Source organism: Cellvibrio sp. (assembly GCF_039207905.1).
GTDB lineage: Bacteria > Pseudomonadota > Gammaproteobacteria > Pseudomonadales > Cellvibrionaceae > Cellvibrio.
In genome coordinates this window covers 40,050-57,759 of the sequence record NZ_JBCECX010000018.1, presented here as the reverse complement: position 1 = coordinate 57,759, position 17,710 = coordinate 40,050, and the positions used below count along the sequence as shown (strand labels likewise).

Genomic DNA, 17,710 nt, shown 5'->3' with positions numbered 1-17,710 from the left:
CTGGTTTTCATTGTATTTTTGTTGACTGGACACTCGGCGACGAAACCGATGAGCAACACACGGAAGTGATGGAATTACTGCGCACCATTCGCCAACGCAATGCCAACGTCCCGATTTTTTTAATGGCCGACCGCGCCGCAAAACAAACGCTCACCGTTGAAGCGATGGAGCTGGCCGATGAATTTGTGTGGACGCTGGAAGACACAGCACCATTTATTGTTGGCCGCGCACTCGCCGCAGTAGATCGCTACTTTGATAAACTCCTGCCGCCCTTTACCGATGCACTCTTGCGTTACAGTCAAAAAGACGAACACTCCTGGGCGGCACCCGGCCATCAAGGTGGAATTGCCTTTACCAAATCACCCGTTGGCCGTGTCTTCTTTGATTTTTTTGGCGAAAATTTATTTCGTACTGATGGCGGAATCGAACGCGAGGCGTTAGGTTCTGTACTCGATCATACCGGGCCAGTAGAAGAGTCAGAAAAATTTGCTGCGCGTGTTTTTGGCGCACATGAATCCTATGCCGTTCTCAATGGAACTTCCGGCTCCAACCGTACCATTTTTATGGCTTGTGTCGGCGAAAAACAATTTGCACTCTGCGACCGCAATTGCCACAAATCCATTGAACAAGGTTTAGTGCTCTCCGGTGGTATTCCGGTTTACCTAACTCCCACACGCAATCGCTACGGAATTATCGGGCCGATATTGCCAGAAAAATTAGCGCCGGAAACTATCGCCGCCAGCATCGCCAATCATCCATTACGCAGTCAGGCCAAACACGAAAAACCTGTATACGCCGTAGTAACTAATTGCACCTACGACGGTATTTGTTTGCATGCTGAGCGCACTGAGGGAATTCTTGCTGAATCAGTAGACCGCATTCATTTTGATGAAGCCTGGTACGGCTACGCGCGTTTTAATCCTATGTACCAAGGCCGCTATGCGATGCGCGGCGATCCGCGCAGTCATGCAGAAACATCGCCCACGGTGTTTGCTACTCACTCAACCCACAAATTACTCGCGGCTTTATCGCAAGCGTCTTACATTCATGTGCGCAATGGTCGCAATCCGATTGAGCACAGTCGTTTTAACGAATCCTTTGTGATTCAAGCTACAACATCACCGCTCTATACCTTGTTTGCATCGAACGAAATTGGTGCAGCGATGATGGAAGGCGCGAGCGGTTACAGCCTCACACAGGATGTGATTCGCGAAGCAATTGATTTCCGTCAAGCACTCGCGCGTGCACATCGCGAATTCACTGAAAAAGGTGATTGGTTTTTTCAGCCGTGGAATACACCGGAAATACGCGATGCAAAAACCGGCAAATGGGTTGCCTTTGCCGATGCAGACCCTGAGCAACTGGCGACTGATCCTGAATGCTGGATACTTGAACCCGGTGCCGCATGGCACGGCTTTGAAGGACTGGAAAAAAATTGGGCGCTGCTCGATCCCATCAAAGCTGGAATCATGGTGCCCGGCATGGGTATTGATGGGCAGATGCAACCTTTCGGAATTCCTGCACCGGTGCTGAGCGCATTTTTATATCGCAACAATATTATTCCATCGCGCACCACCGATTTTATGGTGCTGTGTTTATTCAGCATCGGCATCACCAAAGGAAAATGGGGCACGCTAATTAATGTGCTGCTCGCATTCAAACGCCATTACGATAAAAACACCTTACTTGAACAGGTGCTGCCAGAATTAGTTGCCGAAGCACCCGCACGCTATCGCGATCTGGGGCTGCGCGATCTCGCTACCGAAATGTTCGACTACATGGGCACCAGCCATATGGATGCACTGCAAGCCAGCGCGTTCGATAACCTGCCAACAATTGCTTGCACACCGCGTGTAGCTTTCCAGCAATTACAAGCGGGCGATGCTGAATTATTGCCACTCAAACAAGCGGCAAATCGTGTTACTGGCGTGGGGATTATGCCCTACCCACCGGGGATTCCGATTGTAATGCCCGGTGAAAATCTCGGCCCAATTGATGGCCCTTGGTTGGGTTACATTGAATCAGTACAAGAGTGGGGCAAACGTTTTCCCGGTTTTGAAAAAGAAGTAGAAGGCGTGGTGCGCAAAGATGGCGACTACCACTTCTGGTGCTTGAAGTAACCACAGGTAATGTATTTGATGTGAAGATTGTAGTGAAATGTTTGTGTGACGTTGGTACGTGACATGTTGGTGCGTGACATTTTGTCTGTAAACAAGAGCGGAACAGGATGCAGGGAGTCTTATGAAGCAGCTTAAACCTAAGATATCTGACAATGCGGTTAATAGCATCGCTAAACCAGTTAATCAAAAAAGTGCTGCCACTCTGGCAAGTGAAGAAGCGGAGAATATTGCCAAGCACTTTTCCAATTATTTAAAACCGCAATTAGCATGGAACCCACAACTCAAGCAGCAGGTTTACCAACTGCGCTACCAAGTGTATTGCGAAGAATTGCATTTTGAAGAGATTAATCCCGATCACACTGAGCAGGACGAGTTCGACTTACGCTCAATCCATTGCTTTATTCGTCACCTGAGTTCTGATGCGCTTGCGGGAACCTTGCGCTTGATTACTACGCGCAATGAAGACGAATTATTGCCAATGGAAAAATTCTGCCCCCATGCCATTACCGACGAAAAACTTCGGCCGCGCAATTTTTTACCGCATCAAATTTGTGAATTATCGCGCTTGGCAGTACCGCTCGCGTTTCGCAAACGGCAAGTAGACCAATTCAGTGGTGGCGCAACCGGTGCCATTAACGAACAGGCATTTTCCACGCAGGAGTTGCGCTTCTTCCCCTACATCGCCATTTGCCTTTACATGTCAGCGGTGGCCATGTGCTACAAAACCCGCCGTGTGCATATTTTTGTGATGATGGAACCGCGCCTTGCGCGCAGTTTGAGTTTTGTAGGAATTAAATTTACCCAAATAGGAGCGCCGATTGAGTACCACGGCAAGCGTGCGCCTTTTTATATAGACGCACGCGAAGTTCGCAAAACCTTGAGCACTGGTTATCGCAAACTGCTTTCCATGATTGAGAAAGAATTATTTCGTTAAATACCTTGGGGTCATCGGGTGCCTGACAAAACAACAGACTCCCGCCATACCCAATAGAATCAACATTAGCAATCCGATGCTTCCACCACCTCCCCCTCCACCGCTGGAGCCTCCTCCATTGCTAACACCATTACCTGACTTTACTGAACTGGTGGACGCGCTTGAAGCAGCTTTTGAAGATTGAGGAACAGGATCAACAGTTACTATCTGGATTGCACTTGCCCGATTTCCCGCTTTATCTGTAGCAGCCCATGTAATCTGATGAGTTCCTACCGCAAAAGGCCCTACATCGCTTATATAAAACATGAGCGGTCCGTCAACCAAATCAATAGCACTCGCTTCACCTAACAGCACCTGCGTCAGCTCGCCTGTTGCAGATACACGAATATCTGATGGAATATCTAGTGTAGGCGGCGTTGTATCACGAATTGTCAGCCCTTGGATTGCACTCGCTTTTTTACCTATTGAATTGGTTGCGCTCCAACGAACCACATGATCACCAACACCATAAGGGCCAAGGTTATCGGCCTCCGCCACTATTTTTCCATCCACCTTATCGTTGGCAATCACAGGAGGCAAAATGTAGTTCGTCAGCAGCCCTTCAGCTTCAACAACAAGATTTGGTAAATTTTCAAAAACTGGTCGTAATGATTCAGCGGTGGGAACATCCGTACCTAAAATAGCAATAGAATTGAGTATTTGCTCAACTTTAATACCATTGCCATTATGTAACACAACTCGCAACGAGAGTTTATGGGCACCCGATACCACCGGAAGTTTGGCAAAATACTCCACACCTGATCGAGCAGCGTTAAGTTGAATCCAATTTATATCATTATCTAATTTATACTCAATTGTCGCTAATTCTGGTGGGATATCTGCAAATCCGTAACGACCGGCCCGAGCCTTAAAGCGCAACTCAACGTCATTACCATTTAACAAACGTGTAGCAATACCATCACTGAGAAAAATCAATTGCTCTAACAGAGGTGATTCAGCAAGATAATGGTTTTCTGGATTTGCAACATTGGTATCAATGGTTAGATGTACTTTCGAAGTATTTTTTTCTCGCTGAAAGCGAGTGGCCATTTCAAGCTCGATTGATAAAACCGAACATTCACCCACCTCAAAAGTAGAGCTAAAATAGACACCTCGTGTTTGATCTTCTTTTAATACCCGACCATCACATAATTGCTTGTAAGGCATCGAATCATAGAAGCTATTTTGTTCGTAGTCTTTTTGCACATTAGAACTACCAAAACTATTTGCAGAATCAGCTACTACAAAGTTTTTTGTAATTGGATCAAAAATAAAATAACCAGAAAAAAAATAACCATTATTTTCAATTACAAGATCACGATTTGAACTGCGGTAGGCGCTCTGCTGTAAAGACGTAAGTGGACCTTTTAATTTTGTGTACGATTCCTTATCTTCAAAGGCTATCAGACCACTGCGAAAGTGCTCAATTTCCCAAGCAAATGGATCATTAGGATTTGCTAAATTAGTACCCACCAGTGGATAGGATTCACCGTTGGCAAAGGTTGAGAGCGAAGAGTATACGGTTACCTCTACAGGTTTGTAGCGCGGTGCGATGGATCGTGTAGACAAGAGCCCAATTGATAAGTGAGGACTGGACAGTGAGCGAAGCTGCTGATAACCAATACTAAAGGTTACTCCTTCGGCCAACTTATCAACATCAGCGTAACGAAAATTAAACCCACCAGATTCACGCAGATCAAGCTGAACAGATTTTCCCGCTGAAACTCCTGATGGAACAGAATCCTGAATAAGGTAATAAGTTGATGGATCAGCATCGTATTTCGGAAACTCATAAAGCAATGCTGTAATATTCATCGCAATTTTTTCCGAGGTATTCGAAACCTTCATGATATTCGAGGTCATACCACTTGATGATATAAACTGCCCAACAGACGCAGCCTTGTGCGCCCAGCTAATTTCTTTAGCGGTAACGCCGAGTTGGTTAACGTCGATTGGGGTTCCTGCCTCAGAGATTATTTCCGCCAGCTTCAATTCATGCACAGCCATCGAAGCACTTAAATCAAGTTGAGTGATGTGATTGACGTGAAGATTTTCTTTAAAAACCAGCGCAGTTGTAGCACAGTAATCACTCACAAATGAAACCGCTAATTGATAAGTGCCTGGTTTTACATCAACAGAATAAGCAGATTGTGGTTGATCGCAGAAAAAAGAAGTGCTGTGAAAATAAGTTCCATCTTCGTTAAAAATCAACAGTGTATAAGGCTGGTTAGCAAATCGAATATCAAGTAAAGCAGACTTTGAAAAAATTAACGGCAACCGCAGTGAAGAGTTATCGATACGTAAACTCGCGACGGATTGATGATAAAGTGATTTGGAATCTGCATAGGGCAAGCTAGCCGTGTCAACATCCAGCTGCAGAGAAAACTCAAACTCTTGCCCCACAGCCAGCATCTGTGTGGATGACGCTGGACTGACTTTTGCGCCCGCAGGTAAATTAACTGGAGCTGTCAGCTCCACAGGCAAGGACATGCGTGAAATATTTTTTACTTTAAAAGGTACTTGTGCGCTGAACTGAGGAACGGATATATCAATCCGGCCAGCGGATAAAAGCATAGGTGTAACCAATGCTTTTGCCGTCGCAGCAGACATCAACTTCATCATACCCGCACCTTGTGCAAAAAGATCTTTACCAAGATCCGCTGCACTGGAAATTAATAGCGCTTTTATGTCCGACGCAGTTAGCTCAGGCTTTAATTGTTTAATTAATGCCGCACCACCGGCAACATGCGGTGCCGCCATACTGGTTCCGCTTTTGCGGATGTATCCTCCACCAGGAGCAGCGGAATTAATTTCTACACCAGGTGCAACTACCTCTGGTTTGATATATTTTTTCCCTGCAATCGGGCCACGTGAACTGAAATCGGCAATTTCACCCATATTATTGCTGGCACCTACCGTCAATACCTCCTCGGCATTACCGGGGGAGCCGATTGTGGAATAATTGCTTCCCGAATTTCCAGCAGCAACAACAATCAAGGTTCCGGCTTCCATTGCATTATTGGCTGCTTCAGACAAAGGAGAGTCAGGAACACCCACCCCCCCTAAACTCATATTGACAATATCAATCTGGTCGTCGGTCAATGGATCGCCATCAGGATCTACTGCTTTTTCTAACGCAGCGATAATTGAGCTATCCATGCCGTTGCCATAGTCATTCAGCACTTTATAAGCATATAGTTGTGCATCTGGTGCAACACCGGTCAAGGTGCCCTTTGCAGCGACGATACCGGCGACGTGCGTACCGTGACCATTTTTATCCATAAAGTTGGCCGAATCTTCACCGAGGATAAAATTATATCCCGCAACAACCTTGCAGCCGGTGCCGACACATCCACCCAAATCCGGATGCGTGTAATCAACCCCCGTATCAAGAATTGCGATAGTAATACCTTTGCCTGTCACAGCATTACCTTGCAAATCCCGCATGGCCCACAGGGATGGAGCTTCAGTCAGTGAAACGCTATCCGTCAGCGATGCCGAAACCTTATTATCAATAAACACAGCGGCTACTTCCGGCAAGCGTCGGATTGCGTCGACACTATCGGCGGCGGCAGTGACACTGAGGGTATTGGTTAATTCGGTAAATCGATAATGGACATTTACCAGATGCTGCTGGCGATGCAATTGATCCAACACCTGACTCTGGCTTTTTTGCAACCGCTGGCGATAGTTAATAGAAGTCTTGGAAAACTGTTGCTGCGCTGCGCGGGACATTTTATTAGTTGCCCCCATCTGCGCACGCAATTGTTTCAGCTTCGGCTGCAATGCAGGATCCCTCAATCGGATCAACAGACGCTGAGTTTGTGCTGGCTGGGTAGAAGCTATGATTGGGGACTGGTTGCCCGTTGTAGTAACAACAGCATTAGCGGATATATCGATTACTTGCGATTCAACTGTGGAGGTTGATCCTCCGGCGGCGCCTTGCAAGTATATTGATCGTGTTGTTATAGGATTTGTCTGATTACCTTGCTGATCTGCAATTGCTACTGAACTCAGAACCAGCGCCGAAAAACCGAAAACGTAGAACCCCTTGCGCATAATAACTCCATTATTTGCTTTATTTTGTCGCTTAAATTTTTGTTATCCAAGATAGCAGAAACTTGTACGCAAGGAGAAATAAAATCTGAAACGCCACGCTATATTGTTTAGTTGTATTTTTACAGATGAATTATTAGCCTAATAATCTTCGCACTTGGCTTAGCTGCAGGGCTATCAACCTATTTTCCCACCGCTACATACCCCTGAATCTCATCAATCACTTTCAACGCATAATTACGCCCGGCATCAATCGCTTCAATATCCAAGAAGGGTTTTGCCTCAGCCCCTATCGATGAAAACTCCTTATTCAAAGCGCGCTCAAAACGAGCGTAGTCTTTTTCGTAAAAAGAAAGTGCTTCATTAATTTTATCAGGGCTGAATCGGGCAAGATCGGTATGACCTTGCAGAAGGCTATGGAGTGTCGCAGCTGAGCCCAATACCGATAGATTATTTGTCTGGAGGGCATTCTGGTATTGATAATTAAAGTGTTGCGCCGCAGAACCCAAACGTAGGTTTTCGCGCACAGTAGCGCCGTGGATGGGATGATTTGCAAACGCGCTAGCTTCAGACAACACTTTGGCTTGCGTCTTTTTTTGGAAGTTAATGCCTTCCTGCAATAAATTACTTAATGCAGACTTGAGATCATCAGGTGCATCAAAAAAATTTATAGCATCGCGCGCTTTTTGGTGTACGTAATTGAAATAAAGAACATCGTCAGCCGAATAAAAAACATTTCCTGACTCAGCAAGGGCATTGGCTACAGAGCCAAATAAATTAGCCCGGTCTTGCGCCCCTAAAATAGTTGCCGAGTTGTTTTCTAATGCATCAAGCCGGTCTTTGAACGGCTGTAGATTCCCCTGACTTGCATGAATAAAATTATCATTGTCATCAAGACGGAAAATATGGGTTGTTAATGGGCGAACAATGACAGCCGTTGATTCATCCAGGACAAAACCGGTATTCAACAACTCAGGCCCTTTGAGGTCTGGATTATCCTGCAACACTATGTTCAAACCGATCAAAGGCTCTTGGACTTGCTTAAAGTGTTCAGCTGCTTTCTGTTGTAGCGGATCGCTGCCTTGTGAGAGATACGCAAGAACCTCCGCGCGCTCACTGTGCTCAAGCCCCGAAAGATACTTATTTATCTCAAAAAGATATTGAGCTTCCGCGCTGATATTTAAATTGGATTTGGGCGGATCATTAGGCACATCAACAGATTCCGACCGCACTGGAGCAGCCGATGCTACCTGATGATGAAGATTGCTAACACTGGAGGTCGTCGCTTGTATTTCACTCATAAACTGCTCCTTTCTAACACTGCAATAGTGCGCTGGTAAAATCCATCTACTGAATATCGGCGTTATCAAGAAAACCTTTAGCCTGCGGCAAAAATCATCAGGCGCCCGAAAACTTTTTAGCTAATTCCGCCTGCCGAAAATGCTCCACAATAAAATCGACAAAGGCGCGGGTTTTGGCTGGCAGCAATTTTGAACTCGTAAAATATATCGATAAGGGGCCGACATCACCGTACCACTTGGGCAGCAAGCGCACCAAACTGCCGTCTTGCAAATAGTTAAAGGCATGGGGTGTTGGCACCAGAGCAGCCCCCAAGCCCATTCTGGCTGCATCGCATATTGCTTCCGGGTCGTTAAGAATCAGCCGCGCTTTGGGTTCAATCAACATTTGTTCGTTTTGTTTGTCGCGTAGCTGCCAGGGTTGGATGCGCCCTGTGTTGGAAGAGCGGCGCACTATGGCATCCCAGCCAGCAACATCGGCAAGGGTCTTTGGCAGTTTTTTATCCGCGAGAAATTGGGGCGATGCCACCAACACCAGATGTGGCCGCGCCAGTTCACGAGCGACAACACCGCGCGCTAATTCGATACCACCGCCAATCGCAGCGTCTATCCCTTCGTTGATCAAATCGACCTGACGGTTTTCGAACCGCCAATCAGGTTGGATGTCGGGGTAGCGCCGCATAAATTCCGTTAGCAACGGCAGTATGTATTGCCGCCCGAATCCGAATGCGAGACTGACCTTGAGCGTACCCGAAGGCTGGCCGCGATGACTGCTGGCGTTGGCCAACGCTGCTTGCACGGTATCCAACCCGCCACTCACCTCCAATAAAAAGGCTTCGCCCGCTTCGGTTAAGGTCAGCCGGCGGGTGCTGCGCTGGAACAGGCGTATGCCCAGTTTTCCTTCCAGGGTCGCAACATTTTTGCTTACCGCCGCAGGTGTTAGCCCCAACATCCGTGCTGCGGCAGAGAAACTGCTGGTCTCTGCACTGCGTACAAATGATTCGATACTGGCCAGAGTCTCCATGTTTCCTCACTGTCTATATTCAACTTTTAGTTGAAAATGATTGTACAAACTACCCACTACAAGTAAAGCAATAAAAATAACAAACTGGCTCCGTACTAAAGACTTCCCCTAACAAATTTACCGGAGCAAATATTATGAGCACTCAATCAAACATCGCAGTTCAAGCTAATCAATCACTGTCTGGCAAAGTAGCGCTGGTTACTGGCGGATCACGCGGTATTGGCGCAGCTACAGCCAAACGCCTCGCCAGCCAAGGCGCTGCCGTCGCCATCACTTACGCAAGCAACAGTGCCAGTGCAGAAGAAGTAGTTCAGCAGATTCGTGACTCAGGTGGCAACGCAATTGCGATCAAAGCCAACAGCGCCAAAGCCGATGAGATCCGCCATGCAGTAGCAGAAACCGTAAAACAATTGGGCGGGCTAGATATTCTGGTCAACAACGCCGGTGTGGCGACCATGGCCGCGATTGATGATTTTGCGGAGGCCGATTTCGATCAACTAATCGCGGTTAACGTCAAAGGGATTTTTATTGCGGTACAGGAAGCAATTCGCCACATGAAGAGCGGCGGACGCATTATCAATATCGGCAGTATCAACGCGCAGATTGTGCCCTTCCCCGGTATGTCGGTGTATAGCTTGAGCAAAGGAGCCGTCGCAACTTTCACTCGCGGTCTTGCGCGGGATTTAGGTTCACGCGGGATTACCGTTAACAATATCCAACCAGGCCCGGTGGATACCGATATGAATCCTGCTGATGGTGACTTTGCTGATACATTGCGCGGCATCATGGCTTTACCACGCTACGGCAAAGCAGATGAAATTGCCGGATTGGTTTCGTATCTGGTGAGCGATGAAGCAGCCTATGTGACTGGCGCAAGCTGGAATATTGATGGTGGATTTGGTTTGTAAAATGATGATGTAAACACATCGGATAAAAGAGTGGATTGCCGTAGGCTCCACTCTTTTTTATTGCGTCAATAATTGTGCATTAATTTTTCGGAGCAAAGAAACGCTTGTAGCACTTCTCGAATAGTTTAGGCTGGTACAAAACCCAACCGCCGATAAAGCCAATAAAACTGCCTAAAACAATATCCAGTAAGCGCGCATCCAAGAGCACATCAGGGCTGATTTTTATTGGTGATGCCTCGGCAAACAAAACCGTTAAAGGCGTAATAAAAATCACTGCCAAACCATAATTGCGTACTACCAAAAATTCCACGATAAAATTCAGCACCACAATTACCGCCACCATTTCCCAAGCGTTCAATTGCAGTTTAAAAATACTCCACGCGAGCCCCATCCCAACCAGAGTACCGACGATGCGATGAATTTTGCGTTGCCATACCATTCTGAAACTAACGCCTTGCATAATGGCAGCGGCAGAAATCGGCACCCAATACGGATTATGCAACCCTAATAACAATGCGATTAAATAAGAGCCACCGACAAAAATGCCGATCACCGTAGCTTCCATTACCAATACCGGCGTGCGCTGTTCTTGTTGCACATCCGGCACAATTACTGCGACCCGGCGAATCGCCCATAAGCTGTAAAAGAAAACCATCAGGCAAGATAAAATTCCGCCCAGCGTCATCAAGCCCACGCGCATCGGCAAGATCGCCAAATCAAACGGCAAAGTAATGCCCATCACTGTGACTAAAATAAAAAAGAAGCTCGCCGGTGGCGGCATCGCATACAGGCGTGTGATGAATGCAGCCAAGAGCGCAACAAATGCCAATACCACTGCGCCGAGGTAAGGTGAAAAGCCGACGCTTAACCCCAGCGCAAAACACACAGAAAAACCAAATGAACAGACGACCATAGTCGCCATGCGATGGGGAATGCTGGTTGGGCGAATGTACAAAAAAACCATCGAACCCAAACAGCCGATAAGCCCTAAATCCAATCGTCCGAAATAAGCGCCCAATAACGCGGGAATACCCACGCAGAGCGATGCCATAAAAGGAACATGCCAGGGGCGGTTTGCCTTTTTTAGCGCGAGCAATTGTTTAAGGTGCAGCAACACAATACGCACAATCATGATTCCTGATTAATCAAAACAGATTACTTCTTCTGGTTTTGCAAAATAACGCGCGGTTCAGCTACGGGCACCAATTTGCCATCGCGCAATTGAATTGCCTGCGAAGCACCCATGGTCGGCCAAATTTTCAAATCGTGACCTTTTTTCTGTAGCGCTTGCTGGATTTCTGCAGGAATAGCAGCTTCTACAAATAACAGGTTCGGATTCCATTGCTGATGAATACGCGCTTGCGCCATGGCTTTTTCGACCGGCATGGAATCATTGAGTGAATACAAAAGTGTTTGCACAACTTGCGAAATAATCGTCGGGCCACCTGCCGCACCGAGTGCCATTACCGGTTCATTATTTTTAAACACCAAGGTCGGGCTCATACTGGACAGCGGACGTTTGCGCGCCGCAATTGCGTTCGCATCCGACCCCACTAAACCAAATGCATTAGCAGCACCGACTTGCGCGGAAAAATCGTCCATCTGGTTATTCAATACCACACCGGTTCCCGGAATAACCACTTTGCTGCCGAAACTGGTGTTCACCGTCGATGTAATCGCAACCCAGTTACCGTCTTTATCTGCTGCGGCAATATGGGTGGTGTGTTTGTTCATTAAGTGTTGTATATCCACATCCGGATTGCCGTGGGTGATATCAGCAGTGGTTTTATCAAGGCTAATTTTTTTCGCAATTGTTTGGGCATAACGTTTATCAGTGAGTGCAAGTGGCACTTTGGTGAAATCACCATCACCCAACCAATAAGCGCGATCCGCAAAAGCGAATTTCATTGCTTCGGCAATTAAATGGTAGCGCTCGGCAGGCGCTAATTTATCCAGATCAAATTGCTCAAGAATATTCAGAATCTGCGCAACATGGACACCGCCGGAGCTGGGCGGAGGAAAACCGTAAAGTGTATAACCTGCAAACTCCGACACTATAGGCTTGCGCATTTTGACTTGATAATTTGCAAAATCTTTATCCGTGATAATGCCGCCGTTTGCGGCCATCCAACGACCGGTTTTTTTAGCAAAATCGCCCTGATAAAAATAACGTGGCCCCTGCTTCGCGATTGCGCGATACGTCACCGCTAAATCTTTTTGTTGCAAGGTTGAAAAAGCAGGTAGCGGTTTATTATTTTTATCTAAAAAGATAGCAGCGCTTGCAGGAAACTTTGCCAAATTATCCGCCGTCGCTGCGATCCGTTCAGCTAATGCTGGCGAAATAGAAAAACCTTTTTCCGCTAAATCAGCAGCAGGCAAAACCACATCGCGAAATTGCAATTTACCGCCCTGCTTTTGCAATCGTTCAAGTGCAGCAACAGAACCGGGAATACCTGAGGCCAATGCACCAGTCCGGCTTAATTCAGGATTCGCTTTACCATCCACTAAAAACATATCGCGCGATGCAGCTGCAGGTGCCATTTCACGACCGTCAATTGCCAATATTCGGCCATCTGCCGTGCGAACCAAAATAAAACAACCACCGCCGATTCCGGAATTGTGACCATCGACAACCCCCAATGTAAAAGCTGCTGCAATTGCGGCATCTATCGCATTACCACCCCGTGCCACAACGTCCATGGCAATTGAACTTGCATAAGGATTTACCGTAGCGACCGCGACACGCCCGTCAGGGCTGGTTTGCGCGTAATCACCGACTGATCGAGCTGCTTGAGAAACGCCAGAAAGCAAAAAGAAAAACAAAATAGCAGCTGTTTTATTCATAGACTTTTCCAATACTTGTTATCGTGAGCGGTGACAAAAACGGCAAAAATAATTAGGGGTATTAGATTTTTTACAATTTACTACCACGGAGTCCTTTACAATCAGAGCAGACACAACAAACATGAAAATATAAAGTTGTTCCGCAACCACCTCAGAAATCCCATCTTCCACTAAGGAGGTGCTTTTAATGGTTGTTACCTTTATGACCTTAGCTATGACTGTCTTGAGCAAGGGTAATATAATGAAGATCAGTGCAATGAAGTAATAGTGTTAATTGAAATAGCACAAGGTTTTACATTCCCCCACATGATAGCCCCGTCATAATCACCCATCAAGAAATCAAACCCTTAAAAAGAAGGAGAAATGCTATTTACCTAAATTCCCCTATCCAAGCTGTTAAACCTACCATCCTGCTGTTAACACTAAATTTCGAATTATTAAATCTTTTTACAATTCAAAAATTTTCATCAAATTACAATTGGCGCCGTCATATTTGACACTCATAATTGACATAAACATGGAATTGAATTTATGAAAAGACTTATCATAGGACTAGTTGTATCAACCTTTTTAACTGCCTGCGGTGGCAGCGGTAATGGTAATACATCAAAATCGTCGAGCTCTCCAGCGTCCTCTAAACCTGCCAGCTCACTCGCTTCTTCCAAACCAACCAGCTCACAAGGTTCATCCGCTACCACCTCATCAAGCATTGTTTCGAGTACAAGTAGCACAGCAACATTGAGCAGCAGTAAATCCTCAGCGTCATCAAATATTTCATCCGCCGCAACCAGCAGTGCAGCCAACTCAAGCTCGGGTAATGGCAACGGCAACTTAGGCCTACTTCCTACAGGCGTCAACTCTATGACCGCCAAAGATGTCATATTGATAAACCCCAAAAATCCAACATCTCCACTACAAATTGCATCATCAATCCAATCAACATTTCTTACACTGCCACAAGCTGACTACAACAGTACATCAGGTTTGAGCAATTTACGGCCTGCTTACGTTGTATTTATTAAAGATGGAAAACTTTATAAAACAGATCTTAATACCACTACTCCTACACCAGTACAATTTAGCAACGAAACTCAAGTAGCAGTAAGTTGCGAAGATGGCTCATCTGGCAGCGGGGTATTAACCAGTTTCCCGGATTATGTCCCAACCTCATCCGTAATATTTTATAGCGCAAAATCGGGTAACACTTGCACCAACAAAGCAGTAACAGTAGCAATGGATATAAATAGTGCTCCGATTAATCTGGGAACAAAAGAGGTATTAGCTCCGTACATGAATAGCGATAGCGGCAGAATAGCCGGATTCATTGTCAGAGACGGCAGCAACTACGGTTACGTGAACACGCAATTTAATAATTTTGTATCTCTAGGTAGTGTTGTTGATGAAGTTAGCGTCATTAACGGCAGCAGAAAATCACTTCTTATCGCTGTAGATGGAGCAATCAAACGCTTTGATTATTCAACAAAACAACTATCCTCTTCGATCATTACCTACCCCGACAATAATTCTACAATCGGAATAAGTGATAATTCAGATTACTATTGGTCTGCCCCAGAATTAAACTCCCAAGGCGCGTCGACAGGAAAAACCACTATCAATAAGTTGACAGATACTGCAACCCCACAATTATCAACACTTTTTACCAGTAATCAGCCATTCATGACATTGCTTGATTTAACAAATACCAAGCTTGTACTGAGCGACCCTACAGGATACTCAACGTTAAATAAAACTGGCGGATCTCTATCAGCTTTAAATATACCTGCGAACGCAGTAACACTTGGTGCAAATAATGAACGTGTATTTTATTTATCAATTAACGTGACAGACCAGTCACAATCAACCTTCGGATCGATACTCAGTAATAACACTTCCAACATCGAACACAAAAATACTGGATTGATCTCACTCTACGGTGCTGCAATAAGTTTGTACGATTCACTAAGTATCGATAGATATGTTGTAGTCAAATACGCAGATGACCGCTTAACCATGGCTAAAGGTACGGTTAGTATGATTAGTGGCACCACAGGCCAAAGCCTCAATACCTTAGGTTCATTGCCAGATGTGGGCTATGACTTGGCAGATGCAGACACATTCCGCTTTGGTGCTACAAGCCTGTGCAAAACAACCACGATGAAATGCGATGCTTTCTATTACAACGATCAAAGCAATAGCTTAGTTAGAGTTACTAATTTGGTTCAATAAAACCTCTTGAAATATAGCCACCAGCGCTCTAACTGTCGCCGGTGGTTATTTTATTTATAGAATCTATTCCACTAATCAAGACGTGATGAATTTATAGGTCTTGAATCATCTTATAAACTACACTCCAGCAAGAGATTCTATCCATCACCAGCAGGAGTTTGATTATGCGTTTAATGACAAGGTTATGTCTGTTAGCAAGCGGCGCATTGATGTCGCTGCCATCAACCGCAGCAGAAGGCATGTGGACATTGGACAATCTTCCGCTCTCCACATTGGAGAAAACCTACGGTTTCAAGCCCACGCAGGCATGGCTGGATAAATCCATGCGCAGCGCAGTGCGTTTGGCAGGCGGATGTTCCGGCTCATTTGTATCTGCGCAGGGTTTGGTACTGACCAATCATCACTGCGTAGCCGGTTGTGTAGAAGACTTATCCAGTCAGGCGCAGGATTTGGTGAATAATGGCTTTCTCGCAAAAACAACTGGCGAAGAAAAACAATGCCCCGGCGTGGAAATAAATCGACTCGAAAAAACAGAAGATGTCACTGCACGCATGCAGAAAGCACTTGAGGGTTTATCAGGTAAAGCATTTAGCGATGCAAAAAAAGCTGAGCAATCGCGTATCGAAAAAGAGTGTGTTGGTGAAACAGGTGATCAACTGCGCTGCGATATAGTCGAGCTGTATGGCGGTGGTCAATATCATGTTTATCAGTATGCGCGTTATCAGGATGTGCGCCTGGTCTTTGCACCTGAATATGCGTCAGGTTTTTTCGGTGGCGATCCCGATAATTTTAATTTCCCCCGCTATAATTTGGATATGAGCTTGTTGCGTGTTTACGATAAAACAGGCAAGCCGCTCGCGAATAAAGATTGGTTCCAAATCAATCCAAAAGGCGCGCAAGAAGGCCAACTGGTGATGACACTCGGCCACCCGGGCTCAACGCAACGTTTATTGACCATGGACGAATTGGAAACCCAACGCGATTTGGTGTTGCCATTCCGTTTATTAATCGCGGCGGAATATCGCGGACTTTTGCTGCAATACTCGTCAGAAAGTGAGGAGCACGCGCGCATCGCCCAAACTGAATTAACCAATGTTGAGAATGGAATTAAAGCGCGTACCGGCATGTTCCAGGCGCTGTTATCCAAACAAGTCATGCAACAAAAACGCGAGCAGGAAAGTGCCTTCCGCAATTGGGCGACGAGCGATGCAACTCGCGTAAGCACTTACGGTGATCCGTGGAAAACCCTGAGCGATGTGCAAACTAAATGGCGCAACCTCTACGTGGACTACATGATGGTCGAGACCGGCTTTGGAGCCATGTCGCAACACGTGCTGTGGGCGCGTACTTTAGTGCGTGGCACAGCCGAAAAAGAAAAGCCGGACAATCAGCGCTTGCGCGAATTCTCTGACGCAAGCTTGCCCACAGTGCAAGCAGGATTATTTGCAGAATCACCGTTATACCCGGATTTTGAGCGCATGAAATTAGGCTGGTCGCTGAGCAAACTGCGCGAAAGATTGGGCGTGGATAATCCTGCGGTAAAACGTATCCTCGGTAAACAATCTCCGGAATCGCTGGCGAATGACATAGTGTCAAACAGCAAACTGGGTGACATTGCGACGCGCAAAAAACTCTGGGAAGGTGGTGCAACTACTGTTAAGGCCAGCGATGACCCTGCAATAAAACTGGCATTTTTGATCGATGAATACGCTCGGCAGTTGCGGACTGAATACGACCATAATATCGAGCCAGTACAGAAAGCGGCGGCCAATCAATTGGCAAAAGCCCGCTTCGCATACCAAGGCACTCAAGTAGCACCGGACGCAACCTTTTCGCTGCGCTTATCCCACGGTGTAATTCGCGGCTGGGATGAAAATGGCAAAGCGATCAAACCCTTCACCGACATTAACGGATTGTTTGAACGTGCAACAGATTACGCCCCCTTTAAACTTGCTGATAGCTGGGTTGCTGCCCAGAAAAAGCTCGACAAAAAAGCGCGCTTTAATCAGGTTTCAACTAACGATATCGTCGGTGGAAATTCCGGTAGCCCGCTGATCAACGCAAAAGGCGAAGTAGTCGGGCTGATTTTTGATGGTAATATTAAATCACTCGGCGGCACTTACTTTTTTGATGAAACCGTTAACCGCGCTGTATCAGTACACCCCGCCGCAATCAGTGAAGCATTAAAGCGAGTGTATAAAGCGGATCATTTAGTGAAAGAATTAAAACTCTAGCGAAGGGTAAACTTCTGGCACACATAT

Annotated in this window: 11 protein-coding genes; 5 read left to right on the top strand and 6 right to left on the bottom strand. The window is 46.2% G+C overall.

Features of this window, described 5'->3' with window-relative positions; genetic code table 11:
• Together AAGC78_RS12515 and AAGC78_RS12510 are read left to right on the top strand one after the other, a co-directional pair.
• Positions 1-2,120 (top strand): Orn/Lys/Arg decarboxylase N-terminal domain-containing protein (locus AAGC78_RS12515; RefSeq protein ID WP_435784422.1); only part of this gene is annotated, 2,120 nt, incomplete at its 5' end.
• Positions 2,121-2,241: 121 nt separating this feature from the next.
• Positions 2,242-3,054, top strand: coding sequence for a PEP-CTERM/exosortase system-associated acyltransferase (locus AAGC78_RS12510; protein WP_435784421.1), 813 nt, complete (start codon positions 2,242-2,244; stop codon positions 3,052-3,054).
• On the opposite strand, the gene AAGC78_RS12505 is transcribed toward AAGC78_RS12510, so the two are convergent.
• From AAGC78_RS12505 to AAGC78_RS12495, 3 genes are all read right to left on the bottom strand, one after another.
• Positions 3,043-7,152 carry a S8 family serine peptidase gene (locus AAGC78_RS12505; RefSeq protein ID WP_435784420.1) on the bottom strand — a complete coding sequence of 1,370 codons (4,110 nt, stop codon included), beginning with the start codon at positions 7,150-7,152 and terminating at the stop codon, positions 3,043-3,045. The genes AAGC78_RS12510 and AAGC78_RS12505 overlap by 12 nt on opposite strands.
• 179 nt (positions 7,153-7,331) lie before the next feature.
• Positions 7,332-8,450, bottom strand: a complete 1,119-nt coding sequence (locus tag AAGC78_RS12500) for a hypothetical protein (protein ID WP_435784419.1) — start codon at positions 8,448-8,450, stop codon at positions 7,332-7,334.
• A gap of 97 nt (positions 8,451-8,547) precedes the next feature.
• Entirely contained in the window at positions 8,548-9,471 is a 924-nt protein-coding gene (locus AAGC78_RS12495) for a LysR substrate-binding domain-containing protein (protein ID WP_435784418.1), read from the bottom strand.
• Positions 9,472-9,605: 134 nt separating this feature from the next.
• Here AAGC78_RS12495 and AAGC78_RS12490 point away from each other — a divergent pair, with 134 nt between their 5' ends.
• On the top strand, positions 9,606-10,379 hold the full coding sequence (locus AAGC78_RS12490; RefSeq protein ID WP_435784417.1) for a 3-oxoacyl-ACP reductase family protein: 774 nt from the start codon (positions 9,606-9,608) through the stop codon (positions 10,377-10,379).
• 79 nt (positions 10,380-10,458) lie between these two features.
• On the opposite strand, the gene AAGC78_RS12485 is transcribed toward AAGC78_RS12490, so the two are convergent.
• From AAGC78_RS12485 to AAGC78_RS12475, 3 genes are all read right to left on the bottom strand, one after another.
• The gene (locus tag AAGC78_RS12485; RefSeq protein WP_435784416.1) at positions 10,459-11,505 is read right to left on the bottom strand and encodes an FUSC family protein; all 1,047 of its coding nucleotides are present in this window, start codon (positions 11,503-11,505) and stop codon (positions 10,459-10,461) included.
• Between the two features lie 29 nt (positions 11,506-11,534).
• Positions 11,535-13,223, bottom strand: a complete 1,689-nt coding sequence (gene ggt, locus AAGC78_RS12480) for a gamma-glutamyltransferase (protein ID WP_435784415.1) — start codon at positions 13,221-13,223, stop codon at positions 11,535-11,537.
• Positions 13,224-13,723: 500 nt separating this feature from the next.
• The gene (locus AAGC78_RS12475) at positions 13,724-14,104 is read right to left on the bottom strand and encodes a hypothetical protein (protein ID WP_435784414.1); all 381 of its coding nucleotides are present in this window, start codon (positions 14,102-14,104) and stop codon (positions 13,724-13,726) included.
• On the opposite strand from AAGC78_RS12475, the gene AAGC78_RS12470 reads away from it, so the two are divergent.
• Complete coding sequence (locus AAGC78_RS12470; RefSeq protein WP_435784413.1) at positions 14,085-15,449, top strand: hypothetical protein; 1,365 nt, start codon at positions 14,085-14,087, stop codon at positions 15,447-15,449. The two genes, AAGC78_RS12475 and AAGC78_RS12470, sit on opposite strands and share 20 nt — an antisense overlap.
• 164 nt (positions 15,450-15,613) lie before the next feature.
• Complete coding sequence (locus AAGC78_RS12465; RefSeq protein WP_435784412.1) at positions 15,614-17,683, top strand: S46 family peptidase; 2,070 nt, start codon at positions 15,614-15,616, stop codon at positions 17,681-17,683.
• Positions 17,684-17,710: the final 27 nt, after the last annotated feature.